Here is a 22,694-nt window from a genome sequence, read left to right on the forward strand (position 1 = left end):
GTGTGACAGCGATCGAAAAGAAATCACGCGAGAGCGGTTGACGGACGGCCCGAGCGTTTCCATACTCTGACCCAACCGGCGTTTCGGAAACGTTTCCGGAATCGCCCGTCCGTCACCCACTCACGCACTCGTGCAGCGCCGCACGGCGGGGGAGTGGGCGCTCAGCCGATCCGCGCGGTGTTCCTGCGCGCTGATCGCCGCGTCGCCGAGTACCGGGCTCCGGCCCAGGTCCCGGGCATCGCCATGTCAGGTTCCGGATTCACGGTTCATGCTCGCCAGCTCCGAGGAGAGTGCCCATGACGGTCAGCCGCAGAAAGTTCCTTGCCTCCTCAGCATTCGTGGGAGGTGCCGCGCTCCTCGGCGGCGTCGGTGTCGACGTGGTGGGCTCGCGCGCTTCGGCCGCCACCGCGTCCACGCTGTCGGTCGCGCTGAAGAACAACACAACCTCGAACACCGTCTACGCGTTCGTGACCGGGCAGGCGATCAGCAACAACGCCCTGGTTCTGCTCGAATCGGACGGGCATACCCTGTACTACCCCGCTTCGCCGAGCTCGACCGGCACCCCGCTGGGTGCGAACTGCGCGATTCCGCTGGGCGGACCGGGCTCGACGACCACCATCACCATCCCGCAGCTCGCCGGCGGCCGGGTGTGGTTCTCGATCGGCAGCCCGCTCACCTTCCTGCTCAACCCGGGCCCGGCCCTGGTCGAGCCGTCGGTGAGCAACCCGTCCGATCCGAACATCAATCTGCGGTGGGACTTCTGCGAGTTCACCTTCAACACCTCGCAGCTGTACGCGGACATCTCCTACGTGGACTTCGTCTCCATCCCGATCGGCATCAGCCTGACCGACACGTCGGGCGCCGTGCAGAACGTCACCGGGATTCCGGCCGGCGGCCTGGACACCGTGTGCTCCGGCCTGATCGCGCAGCACAACGCCGACGGCGCCGGTTGGAACCAGCTCATCGTCACCTCGGGCGGGTCGAATCTGCGGGCCCTGAGTCCGAACAACGGGATCGTGATGAACTCCTCGTTGTTCTCCGGCTACTTCCAGCCCTACATCGACCAGGTCTGGTCCAAGTACCAGAGCACGTCGCTGACGGTCGACACGCAGGCTTCGTGGGGCAGCGTGACCGGGCAGGTCTCCGGCGGCGTGCTGAACTTCCCCGGCCTCGTCAGCTACGCGCAGCCGGCGGCAAAGGACATCTTCAGCTGTAGCACCGGGCCCTTCGCCAACACCGCCGGCGAGATCGGCGCCGTGTCCGCGCGCCTGTGTGCGGCGTTCAATCGCAGCACCCTGCTGATCGATACCAACCAGCCGGACGGCGAGAACGTCTCGACGTTCTATCAGAACACGATCACCAACCACTACTCCCGGATCGTGCACGCGGCCAACACCGACGGCCTCGGCTATGCGTTCCCGTACGACGACGTCGTGGGCAACAACGCCAACCAGTCCGGCTACGTCGCCTCGGGCAGCCCGGCGCTGTGGACGATCACGGTCGGCGGCGGTGGCGGCACTCCGCCGCCACCGCACACGGTCACCGTCACCTCGCCGGGCAACCAGACCAGCACCGTCGGCGCGTCGGCGAATCTGCAGATCAGCGGCACCGACTCCAGCGGCGGCTCGCTCACCTTCACCGCCGCCGGTCTGCCGCCGGGCGCGAGCATCAGCGCGGCGGGACTGATCACCGGCACGCTGAGCACCGCGGGCACCTTCACCACGACCGTCACCGCGACCGATTCCAGCGGGGCCTCGGGCAGCGCCTCGTTCACCTGGACGGTCGGCTCCGGCGGCTCGGGCGGCGGCTGCGCCGGCGTTCCGGCCTGGAGCGCGACGACCTCGTACGTCCCCGGCAACCAGGTGACGTACGCGGGCACCCTGTGGACCTCCACCTGGTACTCCACGGACGCGGTGCCCAACGCCCCGCAGTCGTGGGCCGTGTGGAAGAACTCCGGGGCCTGCTGACCAGCCGCATGAGGCGGCGCGGGTGTGCTCGCCCTGATACGCATCCGCGCCGTGTCCAGCGGAAAACGCCACATCGACACTGAGGATCGTCCATGCCATTCAAAGACGCATTGAGCCGTCACGTACGGCAGCGGGCCGGCGCGATCGCGGCGGTCTGCGCCCTCGCCCTGGCCGGCCTGGCGGCCGCCGCGACGACGTCGACGGCGGCGTCGGCCGGCGCCCCGGCGGCCACCGCGAATCTCGTCCAGAACCCCGGATTCGAGTCCGGGACGCTCGCGCCCTGGTCCTGCTCGGCCGGAGACGCTTCCGTGGTCACCAGCCCGGTGCACTCCGGTTCCCACGCCCTGCTCGCCACGCCGACGAACAGCGACGACGCGCAGTGCTCGCAGGCGGTGAGCGTGCAGCCGAACTCGGCTTACACGCTGACCGCCTGGGTCGAGGGCAGCTACGTCTACCTCGGCGATACCGGAACCGGCACGAGCGATACCAGCAACTGGACGAGCAGCAGCTCGTGGACCCAGCTGAGCACCAGCTTCACCACCGGCGCGGCCACCACGAGCGTCACCGTCTGGCTGCACGGCTGGTACGGCCAGGGCAACTACTCGGCGGACGACGTCACGCTGTCCGGCCCGGGCGGTCCGACCTCCGGGCCGAGCACCCCGACCTCGCCCACGTCTCCGTCAACGTCTCCCTCCACGTCGCCGTCGACGTCTCCCTCGACCTCTCCGTCGTCGAGCCCGTCCGGCACGCCGCCTCCGCCGACGGGCGGCGGACTGGGCCCGAACGTGATCGTGATCAGCCCGAGCGAGTCGGTCAGCTCGATCGCGAGCACCTTGAACGCCCTGGGCACGCAGCAGGCCCCGAACCAGTTCGGCAACCAGCGCTACGAGATCCTGTTCCAGCCGGGCACCTACGGCTCCACCGCGGCGCCGTTGGACTTCCAGCTCGGGTACTACGAGAGCGTCGAGGGCCTGGGCCAGAACCCGGGCCAGGTCGTGATCAACGGAACGATCGACTCCTGGAACCAGTGCACCAACGGCGCGCTGAACCAGTGCTACGCCACGAACAACTTCTGGCGCTCGATCTCGAACCTGACCATCAACGTCACCGGCCTGACCGGCTGCAACGCCGGTGAGGACGTCTGGGCCGCGTCGCAGGCCTCGCCGATGCGCCGGGTCGTGGTCAACGGCAACCTGACGCTGATGGACTACTGCGGCGGGACGCCGGGCTGGTCCAGCGGCGGTTTCATCGCCGACTCCCAGCTCAACGGCACCATCGAGAACGGCTCACAACAGCAGTACCTGGTGCGCAACACCACCATCGGCAGCTGGACCAACGGCGTGTGGAACCAGGTGTTCAGCGGCGACCCCGGCGCTCCGGCGCAGAGCTTCGGCACCACGCCGGTGTCAGCCGGCGGACCGCAGCCGTACACGACGCTCGGCACCAGCCCGACCACCGAGGAGGCCCCGTACCTCTACACCGACTCCGCCGGCAACTACAACGTGTTCGTCCCCTCACTGCGGACCAACACCAGCGGTCCGACGTGGACCAACGGCAACACCCCCGGCACCTCGCTGTCGCTCAACACGTTCTACGTCATCGACGCGTCGAGCACCGTCAGCCAGATCAACGCGGCACTGGCAGCAGGCGACAACCTGCTGTTCACCCCCGGCGTCTACAGCTACAACCAGACGATCAACGTCACCAGGGCCGACACCAAGATCGTCGGTCTCGGGTTCGCGACGCTGGTCCCCAGCGCCGGCCAGACCACGATGAACGTGGCCGACGTCAACGGCGTCAACGTCTCCGGGCTGATCTTCGACGCCGGACCGACCACCTCCCCGACCCTGCTGACCGTCGGCACCCAGGGCTCGACCACCGGCCACGCCGGTGACCCGGTCACCGTGGACGACGTGTTCTTCCGCGTCGGCGGCGCCACCGCCGGATCGGTCACCGACGCGTTCATCGACAACAGCAACAACTCGATCCTGGACAACATCTGGTCCTGGCGCGCCGACCACGGCGCCGGCTCCAACTCCTGGACCACCGACACCGCGGCGACCGGCCTGACCGTCAACGGCAACAATGTCACGGCCTACGGTCTGGCCGTCGAGCACTACCAGCAATACGAGACCGTCTGGAACGGCCAGGGCGGCACCGTCATCTTCTTCCAGAACGAGAACCCCTACGACGTGCCGAACCAGGCATCCTGGATGGCCACCCCGAGCCAGAACGGCTATCCGGCGTTCTACATCCCGAACAATGTCACCACGTTCCAGGGCTACGGCATGGGCGTCTACTCCAACTTCACCGCAGGACCGCCAATCGAGAGCGCGATGGCCATCCAGGCCCCGAACACCTCCGGTGTCGCGTTCCACGACCTCCTGACCGTGTGGCTCAACAACTACGGAGGCATCCAATCGGTGATCAACGGGACGGGCGCGGCTGTCAGCTCCGGGAACGCGGGACCGGTGAACGTGGTCTCGTACCCGTGAGGTAGGTAGGCGGTGGCTCGTACCTTCCAGGGGAGGGTACGAGCCACCGGGTCGTTCGCGTTCGACAACCGCAGTCCGGAACCGCCGACGAATCCGACACGCGCAGCGTGCGGTGCGGCCCGGAGCAGGCGAAGATCGGTCTTCTCATCGGATGGAGGTCCGACCGCGATGCCGTCAACGCCGATCACGCCGATCACGCCCGGCGTACTGGGCCGCTTCGTCCACGCGGAAGAGGAACGCCTCGCCGAACGCCCGCGGACTCTCCCGTTCACCGTCGAGGAGTACAGGTCGCGCCTCGACCGGCTGCGCGCGCGGATGGCAGCCGACGGGATCGACACCTTGATCCTCACCTCGCCCGACGCCCTGTGCTGGCTGACCGGCTACAGCGGGCGCTGGTACCGATCGCACAGCAGCACCCGCTTCCCTTCCGTGCACTGCGCGGTCGTCCACCTCGGCCACGACCGGCTGTTCTTCGTCGAATCGCCCGCGCACGAGATGCTGGTGCGCCTGACCACCTGGGTGGACGACTTCGTCGGTGCGCCCGAGTCCTTGGACGGCCCCGACGCCTCTCCAGAGGAGTTCGCCGCCTTCCTCGGGCGGGAACTCGCGTCGCGGGGTTGGGCGAAGGGAAGGGTCGGAGTCGAGCGCTGGAGCAGCGTCCCCAACCCCGCCGGCATGCGGGCGATCGAGGCACAGCTCGCCGGGCGGGGCTGCACGGTCCTCGACGCCTCCCTGACCATCCGGTCGGTGCGGCGGTTGAAGTCCGCGGCCGAGATCTCCGTGATCGAACAGGCTCAGAGCGCGTGCGACGCCGGACTGCGTGAGCTGCATCGACAGGCCAGGCCGGGAATGACAGAGCTCGAAGCCTGGGGAGCCTACATGGCTGGCGTGATCGCGGCCGGCGGAGAGCCGACCGCCATGCACGAGACCGTCGCCGCCGGTCCGCCGATGCCGTTGCTGCACGGAGTGAGCACCCGCCGCCCGATCGGGCCGGGGGAGTACTTCCACGCCGACGTCGCCGCCGCCGTGCACCACTACCACGCGCGGGCCACCCGCCCCTTCACCATGGGGCCTGCCTCAGGACCGGTCACCCGGCTCTCGCAGATCATCGCCGGAGCCCACGACGTGCTGCTCCAGATGGCGCGCGTCGGCCTGCCGTTCCGCCAGCTGCACAAAGCGTTCCGGGACTACTTCGCCGCCGAAGGCCTCGGCGAGGAGGGCATCGAAGGGTGGGCCGGCGGCTACGAACTCGGCGTCTCCTTCCCGCCCGACTGGGTCGGAGAGTTCTGCTGGGACAGCTCCGACGACCGCACCGAGGCCGTGATCGAGGCCGGGCTGGTCACGAACTTCGAGAGCTGCGCCCACCTGGCGATGGTCGACACCGTCGTGTTCGAAGACACCGGGGCCAGGCTCCTGTGCTCCCTTCCCCGTCAGGCGCTGGATATCACCGCGTAGCCGTGCGGTGCGCGCTGTTGATCCGCGTCAGCTTCAGCGCCAGGTGCAGCGTCAACCGGTCCAGGCCGTCGTCCAGGTTCAGCCCGGTGACGGCCTCCACTCTTTTCAGCCGGTGGTACATCGTCGTGCGGTGGACGTGCAGCGCGTCGGCCGAGGCGGCGACGTCGCCGGCCCGGTCCAGGAACTCCTCCGCGCTGGTGGCCAGCAGATCGTTGGCCGGATCCGCGAGCAGGTCCCGGACGCCGGGGAACGGCAGCTCCTCGGCGAGCTGGTCGAAGTCCACGCGCAGCAGCATCGCGAACGGCCCCAGCGCCGACCACGACGCCACGTCGCCGAACATCGGCAGCAGGAGCGCGGCGCGGACCGCCGTCGCGGCCTGGCGGTGGGCGTCGGCGACCGATTCCAGGCCGGGCCGGGCGGCACTGACCCCGACCGCGCACCGGCGCCCCGGGCCGGCCAGCTCGGTGAAGCGGGCCCGGATCCGGTCGGCGACGTCGCGGGCGGCACCCTCGCGCGGCGGCCGGGCCGAGCCCAGGACGATCACCGCCCGGCGGTGCTGGAGCAGGGTCAGGAACGTCGCCGGAGGCTGCCGGCGCTGGACGTGCTCGACCGCGGTCTCCAGCGCCAGGGAGCTGTCCCGGTCGGACTCGCCGTCGATCTCCACGGCGAGCACGACCACGGTGGCGCTCGCGGACAGCAGCCCGTCGCTCTGGATCTCCTCGGCGGCGCGGCGGCGGTCCTCGGCGTCGGGCGAGAGCAGGTTCCGCAGCGCGGCCTCGGCCACGGACCGTTCGCGCTCGTGCAGCAGCATGCGGCGGTAGAGGATCACGCCGATGGTCTCCGCGGCGTCCACGGCGGTCTGGACGGTGCTGTCGGCAAGGTCTCGGTCGGCGTCGATGAGCCAGAGGAAGCCCAGCAGGACTCCGTGACAGCGGACCGGGACGCACAGGCGGGGCAGGAGGCCGAAGTCGGAGTCGGGGTGCCCTCCGATGCGGCCCGGCGCGGTCCAGTCGGCGATGCCGTGCCCCAGCACCCAGCGTTGCAGGTGGTGCGGGATCTCGCGGTCCAGGACCGAGCGGATCCGGATGGGGTCCTCGTCGCCGAAGTGCTTGCTGGCCGCGATCAGCCGGATCGCCTGGTCGTCGACGGCGACCGAGCGGCCGAGCCGCACCGCGAGCGCGTCCACCACCGACTGGACGTCGTCCCCGGCCATCGTCCCGCCTCCTGCCGTTCGCCGTTCGCCGTTCGCCGTTGGGCCATCATCCTCACCCGGATCGGCTCCGCGATCAACAGTTGTCGCGGGTTTTCCGCGCATACGTGCTACAGCTGTCGGTAGGGCGGCCCGTGCGTTCCCCAGATCATGGAGGCATGGAGGAGTCATACAGCCACATCGTCGTCGGGGCCGGGGCGCTGGGGACGGCGACCGCCTACCGGCTGGCCCGGGGCGGCGCGCGCCGGGTCCTGGTCATCGAGCAGTTCGCCCTGGGCCACGGTTTCGGCGCGTCGGAGGACCACTCCCGGATCATCCGCCACACCTATCACGCCGCCAAGTACGCGACGCTGACGCAGGCGGCGTACGACGCCTGGGCCGAGGTCGAGGAGGAGAGCGGCGTCCGCCTCGTGCACAAGACCGGCGGCCTGGACCTCGCGGTGTCCGGGACCGAGGCCGCCGAGGTGGAACTGCGCAACTATCGCGCGGCGATGGACGTCTCGGGGGTCGGCTACGAGGTCCTGGACGCCGTCGAGATCCGCAAGCGCTGGCCGCAGTGGCGGATCGGCGACGATGTCGAAGGGCTCTACCAGGCCGACGGCGGGATCCTGGACATCCGCAAGGCGAACGCGGTGCACATCGCCCTGGCCCGTGCGCTCGGCGTCGAGTTCCTGCCCGAGACCGCCGTCACGGATCTGATTTCGACGGACAGCCACGTCACCGTGGTCACCGACCGGGGCCGCTTCACGGCCGAGTCGGTGGTGCTGGCCGTCGCCTCCTGGACCCCGAACCTGCTGCCCCGGCTCGGGATCCACTGGCCGATCAGCCTGAGCCAGGAGCAGGTGTGCTACTTCGTGCCGTCGGTGCTGCGGGACTTCGCGATGGAGCGGTTCCCGGTGTGGATCTGGCACGCCGAACAAGTCTGGTACGGGTTCCCGATGTACGGCGAGACGGCGATCAAGGTGGCGCGGGACCTCAGCGGCCGGTTCGTCACGTGGGACACCCGGTCTTACGTGCCGGATCCGGCGGAGACCGCGAGAGTCGCGGAGTTCATCGCAGAGCTGATGCCCACCGGCGCCGGACCAGAGCTGCTGAGCAAGACCTGCGTCTACGACATGCCGCCGGACCGGGACTTCGTCCTGGACGTGCTGCCCGGCCACCCGCGGATCGCCATCGGCATCGGCTCCGGCCACGCCGGCAAGTTCGCCGCCCTGATCGGGCAGATCCTCGCCGACCTGGCCACGACCGGGAGCACGCCGTACCCGATCGATGCTTTCCGGGCCGACCGGCCGGCGCTCACCGATCCGGGGTTCGAGCCGGCCTTCCGGCTGGTCGGGTGAGCTGAACGGTCAGACCCGGTCCGGCTCGACGAAGAACCAGTGCTCGACGATCCGGCCGTCGACGACGCGGACCAGGTCCATGCCGCGGGTCTCGGTGCCGCCGGAGCCCGGGGCGCCGTTGAGCCGGTAGAGGTTGGCGACCCATTCGCGCCGACGCCGCACGCAACCGCGAACGGCTGCTCACGGCCGCCGACAGCGTGCTGAGCAGCCATGGCGCGGCCGCTTCGCTGGACGAGATCGCCCGGCTCGCGGGCGTCGGCAACGCCACGCTCTACCGGCACTTCCCGACCCGGGCGCGGCCGATCGAGGCCGTGTACGAGCAGCGGATCGGCGAGCTCTGCGACAGCGCCCGGGACCTCTCGGCGGCCCCGGACCCGGGTGCGGCCCTGACGACGTGGCTGCGCGCCGTCGCAGCGCACGTCGCCACCAGCCGCCTGCTCCGGGAGGCGTTCCTCGCCGACCATCCGGGTCCCGCCGACGTCGAGCCGCCCCAGGCGACCGCGTGGCACGAGGCGTTGTACGAGGCCGCCGCGCCGCTGCTGTCCCGGGCCCAGGACGCCGGCGCCGCACGGCCCGACATCGGCATCGCGGAGTTGCTCATGTTCCTGACCGCCGCCACCCGCACCGCCCCGCAGTCCGCAGACCGCGCTGTGGAGCTGCTGATGGAGGGCGTGCTCCCGCGATCTGTTCCGGCAGCCTGAGCCCACCGCTATGGTGTGCCGATGAGCACGAAGACAGGCATCGAACTCGGCGCGGAGGCTGCCCGCCGCCTGCGGCGGTGGGGTGCGGCCGAGTGCGAGATCGAGCCGGGCCTGACCGACGAGGAGTTCGCCCGGATCGAGGACGAGTTCGGGTTCCGGTTCGCCGACGACCACCGGGCGTTTCTCGCCGCCGGCCTGCCGGTCAGCGTGCCGTACGACGACCCGCCCGGCGTCCTGCGGGCCTGGGCCGAGCCGTGGCCGGACTGGCGTGACGGCGACCGTGCGGCGTTGCGCAGGCAGGTGGCCTGGCCGCTTGAGTGCGTGGAGAACTACGTCGAGCACTACGGATTCTGGCTTGAGGAATGGGGTCCACGGCCGGAGGCTCTGGAAGACGCGCTGTCGGTGGCTCGGAAGGAGTTGGCCGAGGTCCCGGTGCTGGTGCCTGTGTACGCGCATCGCTTCCTGCCGGCCGGCCGCGGCACCCACGGCCATCCGGTCCTGTCCGTCTACCACACCGACACCATCTACTACGGCGCCGACCTGGCCGAATGGGTCCTAGCCGAATTCGCGGACGAGGGTGCGGACGAGGGTGCGGACGAGCCGGCCCCGGACCGCGTGCCCGAGTCTCCGCAGGCGACGGTGCGGTTCTGGCGGGACGTGCTGTAGTCCGGCGGGCTCAGACCTTTGCCATTGCCATTGCCATTGCCATTGTCAGTCGTCCGCCAGATGCCGATCGAAGAACTCGAGCATGCGGACGCTGAGGTCGATCAAGGCCGGTCGCTGCCGCACCCCGTGTCCCTCCTCCGGGTAGATCACCAGAGTGCTCTCGCGGCCGTGCTCGACCAGCGCGCGGTGGAATATCGCGGCCTGCTCCGGCGGGGTCGCGAGGTCCTTCGCGCCGGCGACGAGCAGGACCGGCGTCCGGACCTGCGCGGCCAGATACAGCGGGCTGCGGAGGCGGTAGTCCGAGGCCGGATCGGACGGGTCGCCGGTCAGGCACAGGCGGTCGAAGCCGGGGAGGTTGGAGGCGAAGTGCTGGCTGACCCAGTCGGTCACCGGCGAGCGGATCACCGCGGCGGCGAAGCGGTCTGAGGTCGCCACCAGCCACGCCGACATGAAGCCGCCGTAGCTGTTGCCGGTGACGCCGATCCGCCGCGGGTCGACGCGGCCGGCCGCGACGAGCGCGTCGACGCCCGCCAGGATGTCGGTGGCGTCGGCGCCGCCCATGTCGTGCAGCCCCGCGCGGACGAAGTCCTGGCCGCGCCCGATGCCGCCGCGCATGTTGGGGTGCAGCACGGCGTAGCCGTGCGCGGCCAGCAGCGGCGTCAGCGGAAAGTGCATCGACCACTCGTCGCGCCAGGCCCACACCGGGCCGCCGTGGAGGTGGACGACCAGCGGATGCGGGCCGGGCCCGGACGGGGTGACCAGGATGCCCTCGATCGTGCGGCCGTCCGGCCCCTGCCACGCCACCGGTTCGGACGTGCCGCCGGCGGCGGCCAGATACCGCGAGCCCGCGTGCGCCAGGGACAGCCGGCGTTCCGCGGCGCCGTCCGCGCCGAGCGTCGCGACGGCGCGCGGCTGTCCGTAGCCGTGGGCGACCAGGGCCGTCGTGCCCCCGGACGCGGCCAGGTCGGGCAGCAGGTCGCCGCAGGTCTGCGACGTCCGCCACAGGGTCCGGCACGCTCCCGAGGAGACCGTGTACTCGCCGATCACCGTGTCCAGGCCGTGCAGCGCGGCGAACAACACATGGTCGTCGTCCGTCCAGATCTGGGCCGTGATGTCGTCCCCGAATTCGGTGACGCCTCCGGTGGCCACGTCGACGACCGTGAGGCGCCCGGCGTACAGGCCGCGGTCGCTCATCCAACCCGCCACCGCCGAGACCAGCGTGCCTGACGGATTCGCCGCCGGGATGCCGATCTGGGCCTCCGGTCGCAGAACACTGCGCAGCCGGCCGGAGGCGACGTCCAGGACGGCCAACTCGGCGCCGTACCAGTCCGACTCGGTGGGCCCTTCCGACGCCACGCACACCACGGACCCGGGCCCGGCCCACGCCGCCTGCCAGACCGTGGTCCCGGACGGCGAAACGCAGGTCGCCTCGGAGCCCGCGAGCTCCACCAGCCATACGCGGCGCCCGCCGGACGGGGATCCGGCTCCGGAGACCTCAGGCAGCCAGCTGGGCAGCGAGGCGTCCCCCGGTAGATAGCCCGAGCCGTGGACGTCCGACCGGGACGCGCCGGGCTCGGCCGAGCAGACCGACAAGGCCCCGCCGTCCGGGCGCCACCCGATGCTCTCGGGGAACCCGGGCACCGCATAGCGCGCTTCGACCACCAGCTCAGAACTCCCGACGACGATCTCGCCTTCCGGACCGGCGCCGATCCAGGCCAGCCGCCGACCGTCCGGCGACCAGCACGGCGCGCTGCCCTCCGGCGCGGTGTCGAGACCGCCGAGCAGCGCACCGGAGTCGAGGTCGAGCACCGCGATCCGCCGGACCGGCTCAGCCTCCCCCTTCGCCGTCACCAAAGCAGTGAACGCGACCGCCCGGCCGTCAGGCGACACGGCCAGCTCGACCGCGTTGTCCAGGTCGCCGTCCCGGCCCTCGACCCGGTCGAAGAACTCGGCGACAGTGTCAGCCCGCTTCATCGTCATCCCGTTCGTCATCCCTATCGCCGAGCCGGCATCGCTTCGAGCACGGCCTTCTCCGTCGCGAAGTCCTCCGGCGCGAACCGGTCGAGCCGGTAGGACGACGGGTCCACCCAGTCCGATCCGCCGTCCAGCACCACTTCCGCCAGCAACCGCCCGAGCCCCGGACCGTGCGTGACCCCGGCCTCGTTGTCACCGGTGAGGACGTGCAGCCCCTCGACGCCCGGCACCGGACCGGCGAGGAACTTCCGGTCCGGCGTCATGCACGGAATCCCCTGAAGCCACCACGACATCGAGATGTCGTGCGCCGGCACCAGAGCCCGCAGCTTCGGCACCAGCGCCTTGTCGAGCCGTTCGACCAGCTCTGGGAAACCCGGCCGGCTTGTGACACCCACCGCGCTGCCCATCTCGTACGACGGCGCGTACCCGTCGCCGTTGCCCCAGGTGAGGCCGCCGCGATGCTCCCGGACCCAGAGCCCGTACAGGTCCGGGACCATGAGGGTCGGCATCGTGCCCGGCACCCCGGACGGCGGGGACACCACCCGCGTCGCCACCATCCGCAGCAGCGGCACCCGCCACCCGACCGCCGCCAGCAGTTCGTTCGTCCATGCCCCGCACGCCAGCACCACCTTCGGCGCGTGGATGTCCCCGGCATCGGTGCGCACCCCGGCCACGGCGCCGTCGCTCACGAGCAGCTCGGTGACCCGGGTCCGTTCCCTGAGCTCGCCGCCGAGCTCGGCGACCCGCGCGGCGAGCGCCCGGGTGGCGCGCCCCGCGCTGATCTGGATCCCGCCGGGGTGCAGAGCACCGCCGAAGACCGCCTCCGCCGGAACGACGCCGCCGGTCACCTCGGCCACCTGGGCCGGGGACACCTCACGCGTCCCGGCCGGGGCCAGCCGGTGCCCGACGACCGGCTCGACCCAGCTCTTCCAGCCCTCCTCGGTGGTGGCCAGGTAGAGGTTGCCGTTGACCTTGCACTCGACGGTGGGGTCGGCCTCGGCCAGCGACCGGTAGAAGTCGATGCCGTACTGCTCCAGGGCGAGCTCGGTCTCGGTCAAGAAGTGCGCGTATCCGGCTGCCCACAGGCCGACGAAGCCCGCCCCGGCGCCCGAGGTGGCCGCCGCCGAGGTCCCGGCCTCGACCACCACGACCCGGCCCGCGCCGCGGGTGAGCAGATGGTGGGCCACCGACGTGCCGAGCACGCCCGCCCCCACGACGATGACGTCGGCGACCTCGTAGTCGGAGTGGTCAGACATCAGTACCTCTTCTTCGTGTCGTCGGTTCGTCGTCGGTCGAGGTTCCAAGGTTCTAAAGTCCGGCGTCGGCCAGGAGCTGCGCGTAAGCCCGGTAGAAGTCCAGGACGGAAGCCTCGTCGGCGGCCAGCGGCCCCGGCACGTACGACTGCGACCTGACACCCAGCTGCGCGCGCTCGCACAGTTTCCAGTCCTGCCGGTTGGTCTGGTCCCAGACCTTGATGAGGTTGTCGACGTCGTAGTCCGTGCCGGCCTCGGCGGAAGGGTGGACGAGCCAGCTGACCCGCACCTTGGTGCTGCCGAGCCCGTCGGGGGAGTCCGTCAGGATGATCGCGTAGTCAGGGCTGCACACCACCGCGACCGTCGGCTTCAGGTGGATCGCGACGGTGTACGGCTCGCGCCCGGCGGCGAACTCGCCGAGCAGCTTGGCGACCGCCGGCCGGCCGTCCACGGTCAGCGACACCGCGTCGGACCGCAGCGGCAGCTTCGCGTACTGCACGCGCCGGTCGTCGCTGCGCTGGACGTCGCACTCCCGCCAGTCGGGCTCGTTGATCGAGGCGAGGTCGAAGGCCTTCAGGAACTCGGGGTGGTTCGCCATGCAGTGGTAGCACTCCTGGGCGTTCTCCCAGACCAGCTTCCAGTTCGCCGCGACCAGGTAGTCCTCGGTGTGCGCGACCCGCGCCTCGGCCAGCGCGAACGGCGCGACGACGGCCTCGCCGTCGGCGAACAGGGCACCGACGCCCGGCCCGGGGTCGGCGGCGAGGTTGACGAAGACCAGGCCCTGCCAGACCTCGACGGCCACGGTCGGCAGCGGATGCTCCGCCGGATCGAAGTCCTTGCCCATCCTGGGCGCGCCGAGCAACGACCCGTCCAGGCGGTAAGTCCACTGGTGGTAGGGGCACACGAAGCGCCGTGCGCTGCCGCAGCCCTCATCGACCAGGCGCGCGCCGCGGTGGCGGCACACGTTGTAGAACGCTGAGATCGTCTCGTCGTTGCCGCGCGCGACGATGACGCTCTCGTCGCCGCTGGCCACGGTCAGGTACTGTCCCGGCCGGGCGATCTCCGACACGTGGCCGGCGTACAGCCAGCTGCGCTGGAACACTGCGGCGAGTTCGGCCTCGTACAGCTCCGGCGAGGTGTAGAGCTCGCGGGGCATGCCGGTGCGGGCGGCGATGTGCTGCTGGACGGTTTCGCTATAGGCGGCGGTCATTTTTGGTCTCCTGACTCTTCTTCTGCACTGAGCGGCCAGCCGTCCAGGAACGCGCGGATGAGGGCGAGATAGCAGTCGGCGTTGGCGGCCTCGAAGATGGTGTGGCCGTTGTGGTTCAGGGTCAGCCACTCCGCGCCGGGGATGCCTTCGGCCATGACGCGGTTGGTGGAAGCGTCGGACATGTCCCGGCCGCCGTGGACGACCAGAGTCGGGACGGCGATCTCGGCCAGGCGCGCCTCGACGTCCCAGTCGCGCAGCGCGCCGTCGGCGAACCAGAGCCGGTAGCCCCACAGCCCGCGGCCCGCCGGGCCGGGGGACAGGGCCTCGGCCGTGGCCAGTTCGGCGGCGTCCATGTCCCCTTCCGTCGCGAAGCGTGCGAGCCAGCGCGTGACGGCCGACCGGTACGCCGGCGCATCGTGGTCGCCGAGCATGTCGGCGGTGATCGCGGCGGCCGTCTCGGACGCCGACAGGGTCGCGCGGAGCTGGTCCAGGAAGCCGATGGTGATCCGCGCGGTGCTGGCCGCCGTGTTGGACAGCACGAGCCGGTCAGCTCGGGCGGGGCGGTCCAGGACGTACTGAAGCGCCAGCATCCCGCCCCAGGAATGGCCCAGGATCTCGGTCCCGCCGAGCCCGCCGCCGGGCCGGTCGCCGAGCTCGGCGGCGAAGTACCGGCGGACGGCTTCGACGTCCGCGGCCGCGCCTCGGACCGTCCACTCGTACTCCGGGCCCGGGACGTCGGACTTCCCCGTCCCGAGCTGGTCGAAGGTGACCACGGTGCGGTCGGCGCCGGCCAACCGGTGCAGCGGATCCAGGTACCCGCCGCCGTCGCCGCCGGGGCCGCCGTGCAGCCCGATCAGCAGCCGTCCGCCGCTGCCGGAAACCGTGCAGGACAACCGGAATCCCTCATCCGTGGTGACACTCACGTTCCTTCTCACGGCTCTCCTCCGGGGTGCCGGGCCAGCGTCGGCGCGGCGGCGATCAGCCGCCGGGTGTAAGGGTGCTGCGGCGCTCGCAGGATCTGCCCGGTCGGGCCGCTCTCGCAGACCAGACCGTGTTCCAGCACCAGGACCCGGTCGGCGGCGACCGCGACGACGCCGATGTCGTGGGTGATGAGCAGCACCGCCACGCCGAGGTCGGCGCGCAGGCTCGCCAGCACCTCGATGATCGCCGCCTGTACCGAGACGTCCAGAGCCGAGGTGACCTCGTCGCAGACCAGCACGTCGGGCCGGGCGGCCAGGGCGCGGGCGATGGCGACGCGCTGGCGCTCGCCGCCGGAGAGCTGGTGCGGGAAGCGGTCCGCCAGCCGGGCGGGCAGCCGTACCCGCTCCAGCAGCGCGGGGACCTCCGCCCGGGCGTCGGCCGCGGACAGGCCGCGCAGCACGCGGCCGGGGCGCGCGAGGTCTTCGCCGATGCGGCGCCGGGGGTTGAGCGACTGGAACGGGTTCTGGAAGACGTACTGGATGCCGCGCCGCTGCTCGACGGTGCGCTTGCGGATCCGGTCGGCGAGCTCCGTCCCGGCCAGGGTGATCGTCCCGGCCTCCGGGCGGTGCAGACCGACCAGGCAGCGCGCGATCGTCGACTTGCCGCTGCCGGACTCCCCGACCAGGGCCACGCACTCGCCGGCCGCGACGTCGAAGGTGATGTCCTCGGCCGCGACGACGGTTTCGGCGCGGCCCCGGTGCGTGGCGCGCAGTCCGGTGACGCTCAACGCCGCCGCCCGGGCCGCTGCCTCCTTGTGGGAGCCCAGCGCCGGACCGGCCTCGACCGGCGGTGTGGCGGCGTGGTGCAGGCAGCGGACCAGGTGTCGGCCGCCGGGGGCGAGGGTGGGGTCGACGGCGGGGTCGAGGTCGATAAGCTCCGGGCCCGGGCCCGGGCCCGGGCCGGGGCCGAGGTCGATCAGCTCCGGCAGCGCCTCGACACAGGCGTCGGTCTGCTGCGGGCAGCGCGGCGCGAAGGGGCATCCGGTCGGCCGGTCCTCGACGCCGAGCGCGGTGCCCTCCATCGGGACCAGGGCGGTCGGCTGCCGGTGGTTCGGGATCGACTGGATCAGGCCCCTGGTATATGGATGCCGCGGGTTGTTCAGCAGGTCCGCGGTCGGCCCTTCCTCCACCACGCGCCCCGCGTACATGACGGCCATCCGGTCGGCGATCTGCGAGACGACGGCCAGGTCGTGCGAGACGTAGACGATGGAGACGCCGCGCTCCTCCCGCAGCCGTCGTACTTCCCGCAGCACGCTCTGCTGCGTCACGACGTCGAGCCCGGTGGTCGGCTCGTCCATGACCACGACCGGTGGTTCGCAGCCCAGCGCCATCGCGATGGTGACCCGCTGCTGCTGTCCGCCGGACAGCTGGTGCGGCAGGCGGCGGGCGAAGGCGTCCGTGTCCGGCAGGTCGACCGCCGCCAGCAGTCCTCTGATCCGCGACGTCCCCTCAACGCCGCGGGTCCTGATCACGTCGCCGATCGAAGCGCCGATCCGTAGCGACGGGTTGAGCGCCGGCCCCGCGTCCTGCGGGACGTACGAGATCAGCCGTCCCCGCACCTCGCGCAACGCACTCTCGGACAGGCCGAGCAGGGATTCGCCGTCGACCTCGACCTCGCCGCCGGCGATCCGGGCGCCGCGTGCGGCGTAGCCGAGCAGCGCCAGCGCCATGGTGGTCTTCCCGCTCCCGGACTCGCCGACGATGCCGAGCGTCTGTCCGTGCTCCAGTGCCAGGTCGACACCGCCGACGATCTCCGCGCCGGCGGCGGTCTGGATCCGCAGGTCCCGGACGGTGAGGATGGGAGCGCCGTCAACCGCTGGTCCGCTCATCGGTCTCCTCCGGACATGTCGTCGCCGAGCAGGTTGATCGCGAGCGTCAGCACGCCCAGCAGGGCGGCCGGGATGAGCATCGCCGACGGGTTCAGCGCGGCGCCGCCGCGGTTCTCCGAGACCATCAGGCCCCAGTCCGCCGCCGGCGGTTGCAGCCCCAGCCCGAGGAAGTTGACGCTGGCGATCAGCAGCACCGACCAGGTGAACCGCAGCCCGATGTCGGCGGCCAGGGTGCGCGAGATGTTCGGCAGGATCTCTCTGCGCAGCACGGAGAAGGTGCTCTCGCCCCGGGCCACCGCAGCCTCGACGTAACCGCGCACCGACTGCTCCAGCGCGGCGGTTTTGACGATGCGTGCGATCGGCGGCAGCTGGACCACCGCGCTGGCGATCACCACCGAGCCGATGCCGCGTCCGGCGGCGGTCGCCAGCAGCAGCAGGAACACCAGAGCGGGGAAGGACAGCAGGACGTCCACGGCCCGCATCAGGACGCTGTCCAGCCACGACCGCGAGTAGCCGGCCACCAGGCCGATCGTCAGGCCGCCGGCATAGGCCAGCAGCGTCGCCAGGCCCGAGTACAGCAGGACGCTGCGTCCGCCGCTCAGGACCCGGGAGAGCACGTCGCGGCCCAGGAAGTCGGCGCCCAGCGGGAGCCGGCCGCTGGGCGGCGTGTAGGGCGCGGCCAGCGTCCGGTTCGGGTCGTGCGGCGCGAACCAGGTCCCGGTCAGGGCGATCAGGACCACCAGGAGCAGCAGCGCCAGCCCGACGCGTCCGGAGACGGTCCTGGGTATCACCCGAGTCACCACCCGAGTCCTGACCTGAGTCGTCCGGCTGCTCATGCGGCACCGGTCCGCAGCTTGGGCACCGCCGCCATCACCGCGAGGTCCGCGACGATCGTGGTGGCGATGTAGAAGGCCGCCAGCAGCATGGTCACCGACTGGACCTCCGTGTTGTCGTGGATGCTGACCGCGTCGACCAGCTCCTTGCCGATACCGGGGTAGCCGAACAGGTACTCGACGATCAGCAGGCCGCCGACGAGGTACTGCGCAACGAGCGCGAAGACCTGGATGCTCGGCGCGATCGCGTTGCGCAGCGCGTACCGGCGCACGACCCGGCCCTCGGCGATGCCGTTGAGCCGCGCCACCGCCACCGTGTCGGCGCCCAGCGCCTCCAGCATTCCGGCCCGGACCATCCGCGCCGCCGGTCCCGCCGTCACCCCGACCAGCGTCAGCACCGGGAGCACCAGCACGGACGGAGTGGCCAGCGGGCTGCTGCCCGGAGCCACGACCGACACCGGCGGCAGCACGTCCAGCCAGCCGAAGAAGACGGCCAGCAGCACGGTGCCGAGCACGAACTCCGGCAGCGCCGAGGGCACCAGGGTCGTCACCGAGATCAGGTGGTCCTGCCAGCGTCCGGCGCGCAGCGCCGAATACACGCCGAGCAGCACCGAGACCACGGCGATCGGGACGAACGCGCACAGCGCCAGGACCGCCGAGTCGCCGAGCTTTCCGGAGACCTGGCTCCAGACGCTGACCTGGCCGCCGGAGGCGAATCCGGCGGCGGAGTCGCCGAGGTCGCCGTGCAGCAGCCCGGTCAGCCAGTGCCAGTACTGGACCGGGATCGACTGGTCCAGACCCATGCGGTGCCGCAGGTCGGCCAGCGCCTGGCCGTTGGCCTGCTTGCCGAGGACGGCGCTCGCGGCGTCGCCGGGCAGCACCGAGGCCGCGGCGAAGACCAGGACGGACAGGACCAGCAGCGTGACCACGCCGGCGGCGACGCGCCGGAGCGCCATCCGGGCCAGCGGGTGCGACGACAGGAATCCAGATCGTGTCAGGGGCCCGTGGGCCGTGCGGCTCGGAGAGCCTGGCGGTCGGCGGCTCATGCGACGAAGTACGCTTCCGCGAGCGAGGTCGGCAGCCCCAGGTTCTGGGACACCCCGGGCACGATGCCGCCGACCTTCTTCGAGGCGGCGTCGAGGTTGTCGCAGTTGCCCCACCAGATGTAGCCGCCGCTGTCGTATTGCTCCTGCTGGACGGCGTCCCACGCCATCCGTGCCGAGGCGTCGTCGGGTGCGGATACTCCGGCGTTGATCAGGTCGGCGGTGTGCTGGCTCGTCCAGTGGGTCTCGTTGCCGGGCGCGCCCTTCAACAGCGCCGTCTGGTAGAACGAGCCCAGGCTCGTGATCCCCTGCCAGACGGTCTGCGCGAACGGCATGGTCAGGTAGTCGCGGGTCGGGTCGAAGTAGGCGTCCGGGTCGACCTGCGAGATCCGCACGGTGACACCGGCGTCTTTGGCCTGCTGCTGGAAGAGCGTAGCGGCCTCGACCATCCCGGGTGCCGCCGCTGAGGTCTGGAGCCGCAGGGTCAGGCCCGAGGCGTGCCCGGCCTGCGCGAGCAGGTCCTTGGCCTTGGCGAGGTCGCGGGTGCGCTGCGGCAGGGCGACGTCGTAGTACGGCAGGGCCCTGCCGTACAGGTCGTTGGCCACGGTGCCGAATCCGTTGAGGGCGACATCGACCAGTTGCTGGCGGTCGACCAGCAGCCGCAGCGCCTGACGGATGCGCGGATCGGTGAACGGCTCCTGATCGATGGCCGTGTAGAAGGCTTGTGCGGTGAGCCCGGGACTGCGCAGCAGCCAGAAGTCCTCGGAGATCGAGGACTTGGCCTGCGCGTACGGCAGCTGGGCCATCACGTCGGTCTGCCCGCTCAGCAGGGCGTTGAGACGAGCGGTGTCGTCCTTCAGGGAGAGCAGCCGGAGCTCGTCCACGTACGGCTTGCCGGTGTCCCAGTAGACCGGATTGCGCTTGCAGACGCTCTGCTGACCCTGGTCGAGCGAGACGAAGGTGAACGGTCCGGTCCCGATCGGCTTGGTGAAGTCCTTCGCGCCGGCCTGGACGATCCACGCCAGCGCGATGGTCTCGGGGAACCGCGTGTCGGGGCTCTTGAGCGGCACCACGACCGTGTTCGGGTCCTTCTTCCAGACCTTCGCGGTGTCGACGTTGGCCACCGCGGGTCCCAGTCCGCTGCCGGGCGTCTCCATCCATTGGAGGGAGTAGATGACGTCGTCGGCGGTGAACGGCTTCCCGTCGTGCCAGGCGACGCCCGGCCGCAGTTCGAAGGTCCAGGCCGAGCCGGAGGCGTCCGAGGTCCAGGACGTCGCCAGCGCCGGCCGTAGCCGCATGTCCGGCCCGTAGGTGATCAGCGGATCGAACACGGCGCAGGTCATGGCGACGTTGATGAGTGCGGAGGAGGCGGCCGAGGGGTCGAACGACTCGCCCTTGCCGGCCCCCACCATCCCGATGCGCAACGTCCCGCCGGGCTTGGGCGCGCCGGTCGGTGCCGCGGTGCTCTGGGCCATGGACGGCTGCCGCCCGCACCCGGCGAGCGAGGACGCGCCCAGGCCGAGCATGAGCCCGGCAGCGGACGCGTCGCGAAGGAAGCTACGTCGTGAGTAACTGGTTCCGGTCACAGCCGACTCCCGCAGAGTGTCGGTTCGGGAAACATTGGTGCTGCTGACGCCGCAAGTGTCGCAACGCGCCGCTGACCTGCGCACGCATCAAGGGCTGCGAGATCAAGAAGTTCACCGCTACAGCTGTAGCGGTGGCGGCGGTGGTGGCCGTGGTCGGAGACGGTGATGGCACAGCTGGAACGCGGTCTTAGCGTCAGTCACGGCGCCCAGGCGCAGCTGGATCGCGTCGTCCGCGACGCGCAAGAGGCGCGCTACCTGCGCTACGCCACCCGGATGACCACCAAAGTGGTGCCGCGCAGCCTTGCCGCGGCCGCCTCGCACGCGATACTGGGGCGATGGTGTCCGAGGAGTTGCGTCAGGTGGCGGCGGCGCTAGGCGATTCGGTGGTCGGGGCGCGGGTCTTGGCCGGCGGGTTCTCCCATGAGACCTCGTTGCTCACGCTGGCCGGCGGTCAGGTCGTCGTCCGACTCGGCGCCGCCGATCATGGCATCGAGGCCGCGGTCATGGATGCTGCTCGGCCGCACGTTCCCGTTCCCCAAGTGTTCAAGGTCCTCGACGCCGGGTCGATGGACGGCAGCGCCCGGTCGGCCATGGTGCTGGAGTACGTGACCGGGACGCCGCTGAGCGAGGTGCTCGGCGGTGCCGGGACCGGTGCCGGGAGCGATGCCGAGACCGACGCCGGGGAGTTGGAACGGCTCGGCGCCGAGGTCGGGCGGGTCGCCGCTCGTCTTTCCTCGGTGCGGTTCGGCCGGCCTGGGTTCTTCGCCGATGCCCGGCTGGGCGTCACGCCGGGTCCCTCGTGGTCGCAGCAGCTCCCCGAGTTCGCCGAGCAGTGCATGACGGCCACGGCCGAGGAGCGGTTGGACGCGGACACGCGCACGTCCTGGGCTGAGCTCTGCTCGATCCACGCCCCGGCCCTGGTCGGCGTCGACGACCAGGCCCGCCTGGTCCACTCCGACCTGAACCCCAAGAACATCCTGGTCACCCGCGCCCGCGGCGGTTGGCGGGTCGACGCGATCCTGGACTGGGAGTTCAGCTTCTCCGGATCTCCGTATGCTGACGCCGCCAACATGGTCAGGTTCCGCGCCGACACCCCCGGCCCGTTCCGAGCCGGTTTCCGCGCGGCGTTCGCCGACCACCTGCCCGCCGACCTGCGGGCCGGCGACGACTGGCTCTTCCTCGGGCGGGTCATGGACATGTTCGCCCTCAGTGATCTGGTGACCCGCCCCGCCGGGCATCGCGTCGCCGACCAGGCGGCACAAGAGATCCGCCGCTGGGTTGCCCACGGAGTGCCCGACTCCTGGTGAGGCTTCGGCGGGAGAAAGTCTGTGGACGCTGCCACAGCCGGGCGGAAACAGTAGGCGCATGGAGAGCGATAGCCGGCGGAACCGGATCGCGTGGGAAGCCGCGTCGGAGAAGCACGTCCTCGAATACCAAGAACATCTGGCCCAAGCCAGGGACGAGTGCTCGCTGTTCGCCGCCGAACTGGACCTGCTGCGGCCCATTTTGGCGACCCCGCCCGACGTCGTTCATCTACAGAGCGGCCACGGCCTCGACGACATCGCCCTGGTCAAGGCTGGCGCGCGCCAGGTCATCGGCGTCGACTTCAGCCAGGTCGCGGCGACGGCGGCGCAACGGCGCGCGGACGAGCTGGGCGCGGCCTGCCACTACGTGGTCGCGGAGCTGCCGGGCGCGCCGCTGCGCGACGCCTGCGCAGACCTCGTCTACACCGGCAAAGGGGCGCTGATCTGGCTCCCGGACCTGCGCGCGTGGGCCGCGGACGTCGCGCGCGTACTGCGCCCCTCAGGGCACCTGTTCGTCTACGAGGCGCACCCGGCCGTGCCCCTGTGGACCTGGGACGAGGACGAGCCCCGGATCCGCCCCGACCGCGGCTACTTCGCACGCTCGCACGTCAACGACACGTTCCCGGCCCACGGAGCGGTCGAGTCGCAGGCCACCCTGGCGGAGATCATCAACGCGGTACTCTCCGCCGGCCTGGAACTACTGCACGTCGCAGAGTACGCCGAACCCTTCTGGCGCCCCGACCACGTCGCCGCGGCGGCATGGGAAGGCCGGCTCCCGAACGCTTTCTCGCTGCTCGCGCGCCGGAGGCCCGAAGCGATCGGGTAACTACCGCCGCGACCAGGTCGCC

The 22,694-nt window shown here is 71.1% G+C and carries 18 protein-coding genes; 8 read left to right on the forward strand and 10 right to left on the reverse strand.

Translation table 11 applies throughout. The features are described 5' to 3' along the window. The first annotated feature begins 296 nt into the window (after positions 1–296). From ABH920_RS22545 to ABH920_RS22555, 3 genes are all read left to right on the forward strand, one after another. Positions 297–1,967 (forward strand): beta-1,3-glucanase family protein, encoded by a 1,671-nt coding sequence (locus ABH920_RS22545; RefSeq protein WP_370351062.1) that lies wholly within the window; start codon positions 297–299, stop codon positions 1,965–1,967. 92 nt (positions 1,968–2,059) lie between these two features. Continuing rightward, positions 2,060–4,462: a carbohydrate binding domain-containing protein gene (locus tag ABH920_RS22550; protein ID WP_370351063.1), complete on the forward strand. Its 2,403-nt coding sequence runs from the start codon at positions 2,060–2,062 to the stop codon at positions 4,460–4,462. A gap of 168 nt (positions 4,463–4,630) precedes the next feature. Next, positions 4,631–5,917, forward strand: coding sequence for a M24 family metallopeptidase (locus tag ABH920_RS22555; protein ID WP_370351064.1), 1,287 nt, complete (start codon positions 4,631–4,633; stop codon positions 5,915–5,917). Here ABH920_RS22555 and ABH920_RS22560 read toward each other — a convergent pair. Next, positions 5,907–7,130 carry a PucR family transcriptional regulator gene (locus ABH920_RS22560; RefSeq protein ID WP_370351065.1) on the reverse strand — a complete coding sequence of 408 codons (1,224 nt, stop codon included), beginning with the start codon at positions 7,128–7,130 and terminating at the stop codon, positions 5,907–5,909. The genes ABH920_RS22555 and ABH920_RS22560 overlap by 11 nt on opposite strands. A 155-nt stretch (positions 7,131–7,285) precedes the next feature. On the opposite strand from ABH920_RS22560, the gene solA reads away from it, so the two are divergent. Continuing rightward, complete coding sequence (gene solA, locus ABH920_RS22565) at positions 7,286–8,467, forward strand: N-methyl-L-tryptophan oxidase (protein ID WP_370351066.1); 1,182 nt, start codon at positions 7,286–7,288, stop codon at positions 8,465–8,467. Between the two features lie 9 nt (positions 8,468–8,476). On the opposite strand, the gene ABH920_RS22570 is transcribed toward solA, so the two are convergent. Continuing rightward, entirely contained in the window at positions 8,477–8,629 is a 153-nt protein-coding gene (locus ABH920_RS22570; RefSeq protein ID WP_370351067.1) for a hypothetical protein, read from the reverse strand. A 14-nt stretch (positions 8,630–8,643) separates the two neighbouring features. Here ABH920_RS22570 and ABH920_RS22575 point away from each other — a divergent pair, with 14 nt between their 5' ends. Together ABH920_RS22575 and ABH920_RS22580 are read left to right on the forward strand one after the other, a co-directional pair. Continuing rightward, the gene (locus ABH920_RS22575; protein WP_370351232.1) at positions 8,644–9,168 is read left to right on the forward strand and encodes a TetR/AcrR family transcriptional regulator; all 525 of its coding nucleotides are present in this window, start codon (positions 8,644–8,646) and stop codon (positions 9,166–9,168) included. Positions 9,169–9,189: 21 nt separating this feature from the next. Further along, positions 9,190–9,834, forward strand: a complete 645-nt coding sequence (locus tag ABH920_RS22580; protein WP_370351068.1) for a hypothetical protein — start codon at positions 9,190–9,192, stop codon at positions 9,832–9,834. A 45-nt stretch (positions 9,835–9,879) separates the two neighbouring features. On the opposite strand, the gene ABH920_RS22585 is transcribed toward ABH920_RS22580, so the two are convergent. The 8 genes from ABH920_RS22585 to ABH920_RS22620 form a co-directional block, all read right to left on the reverse strand. Further along, positions 9,880–11,814, reverse strand: coding sequence for a prolyl oligopeptidase family serine peptidase (locus ABH920_RS22585; RefSeq protein WP_370351069.1), 1,935 nt, complete (start codon positions 11,812–11,814; stop codon positions 9,880–9,882). A 14-nt stretch (positions 11,815–11,828) separates the two neighbouring features. Beyond that, positions 11,829–13,064, reverse strand: a complete 1,236-nt coding sequence (locus ABH920_RS22590) for an NAD(P)/FAD-dependent oxidoreductase (RefSeq protein WP_370351070.1) — start codon at positions 13,062–13,064, stop codon at positions 11,829–11,831. 52 nt (positions 13,065–13,116) lie between these two features. Next, positions 13,117–14,271 carry an aromatic ring-hydroxylating dioxygenase subunit alpha gene (locus ABH920_RS22595; protein WP_370351071.1) on the reverse strand — a complete coding sequence of 385 codons (1,155 nt, stop codon included), beginning with the start codon at positions 14,269–14,271 and terminating at the stop codon, positions 13,117–13,119. Then, entirely contained in the window at positions 14,268–15,194 is a 927-nt protein-coding gene (locus ABH920_RS22600; RefSeq protein ID WP_370351072.1) for an alpha/beta fold hydrolase, read from the reverse strand. Before ABH920_RS22600 ends, ABH920_RS22595 begins: the two co-directional genes overlap by 4 nt. An 8-nt stretch (positions 15,195–15,202) precedes the next feature. After that, positions 15,203–17,080 carry an ABC transporter ATP-binding protein gene (locus ABH920_RS22605; protein ID WP_370351073.1) on the reverse strand — a complete coding sequence of 626 codons (1,878 nt, stop codon included), beginning with the start codon at positions 17,078–17,080 and terminating at the stop codon, positions 15,203–15,205. Beyond that, positions 17,077–17,880, reverse strand: a complete 804-nt coding sequence (locus tag ABH920_RS22610; protein ID WP_370351074.1) for an ABC transporter permease — start codon at positions 17,878–17,880, stop codon at positions 17,077–17,079. The genes ABH920_RS22605 and ABH920_RS22610 overlap by 4 nt, the downstream gene beginning before the upstream one ends. A gap of 32 nt (positions 17,881–17,912) precedes the next feature. Beyond that, a complete protein-coding gene (locus tag ABH920_RS22615) occupies positions 17,913–18,869 on the reverse strand; it encodes an ABC transporter permease (RefSeq protein ID WP_370351075.1) in 957 nt (318 codons plus the stop codon). A gap of 86 nt (positions 18,870–18,955) precedes the next feature. Continuing rightward, positions 18,956–20,542 carry an ABC transporter substrate-binding protein gene (locus tag ABH920_RS22620; protein WP_370351076.1) on the reverse strand — a complete coding sequence of 529 codons (1,587 nt, stop codon included), beginning with the start codon at positions 20,540–20,542 and terminating at the stop codon, positions 18,956–18,958. Positions 20,543–20,877: 335 nt separating this feature from the next. On the opposite strand from ABH920_RS22620, the gene ABH920_RS22625 reads away from it, so the two are divergent. Continuing rightward, entirely contained in the window at positions 20,878–21,849 is a 972-nt protein-coding gene (locus ABH920_RS22625) for a phosphotransferase family protein (RefSeq protein ID WP_370351077.1), read from the forward strand. Between the two features lie 58 nt (positions 21,850–21,907). After that, on the forward strand, positions 21,908–22,672 hold the full coding sequence (locus ABH920_RS22630; protein WP_370351078.1) for a class I SAM-dependent methyltransferase: 765 nt from the start codon (positions 21,908–21,910) through the stop codon (positions 22,670–22,672). The last annotated feature ends 22 nt before the right edge of the window (positions 22,673–22,694 follow it).

This window comes from Catenulispora sp. EB89 (genome assembly GCF_041261445.1).
Classification (GTDB): Bacteria; Actinomycetota; Actinomycetes; order Streptomycetales; family Catenulisporaceae; genus Catenulispora.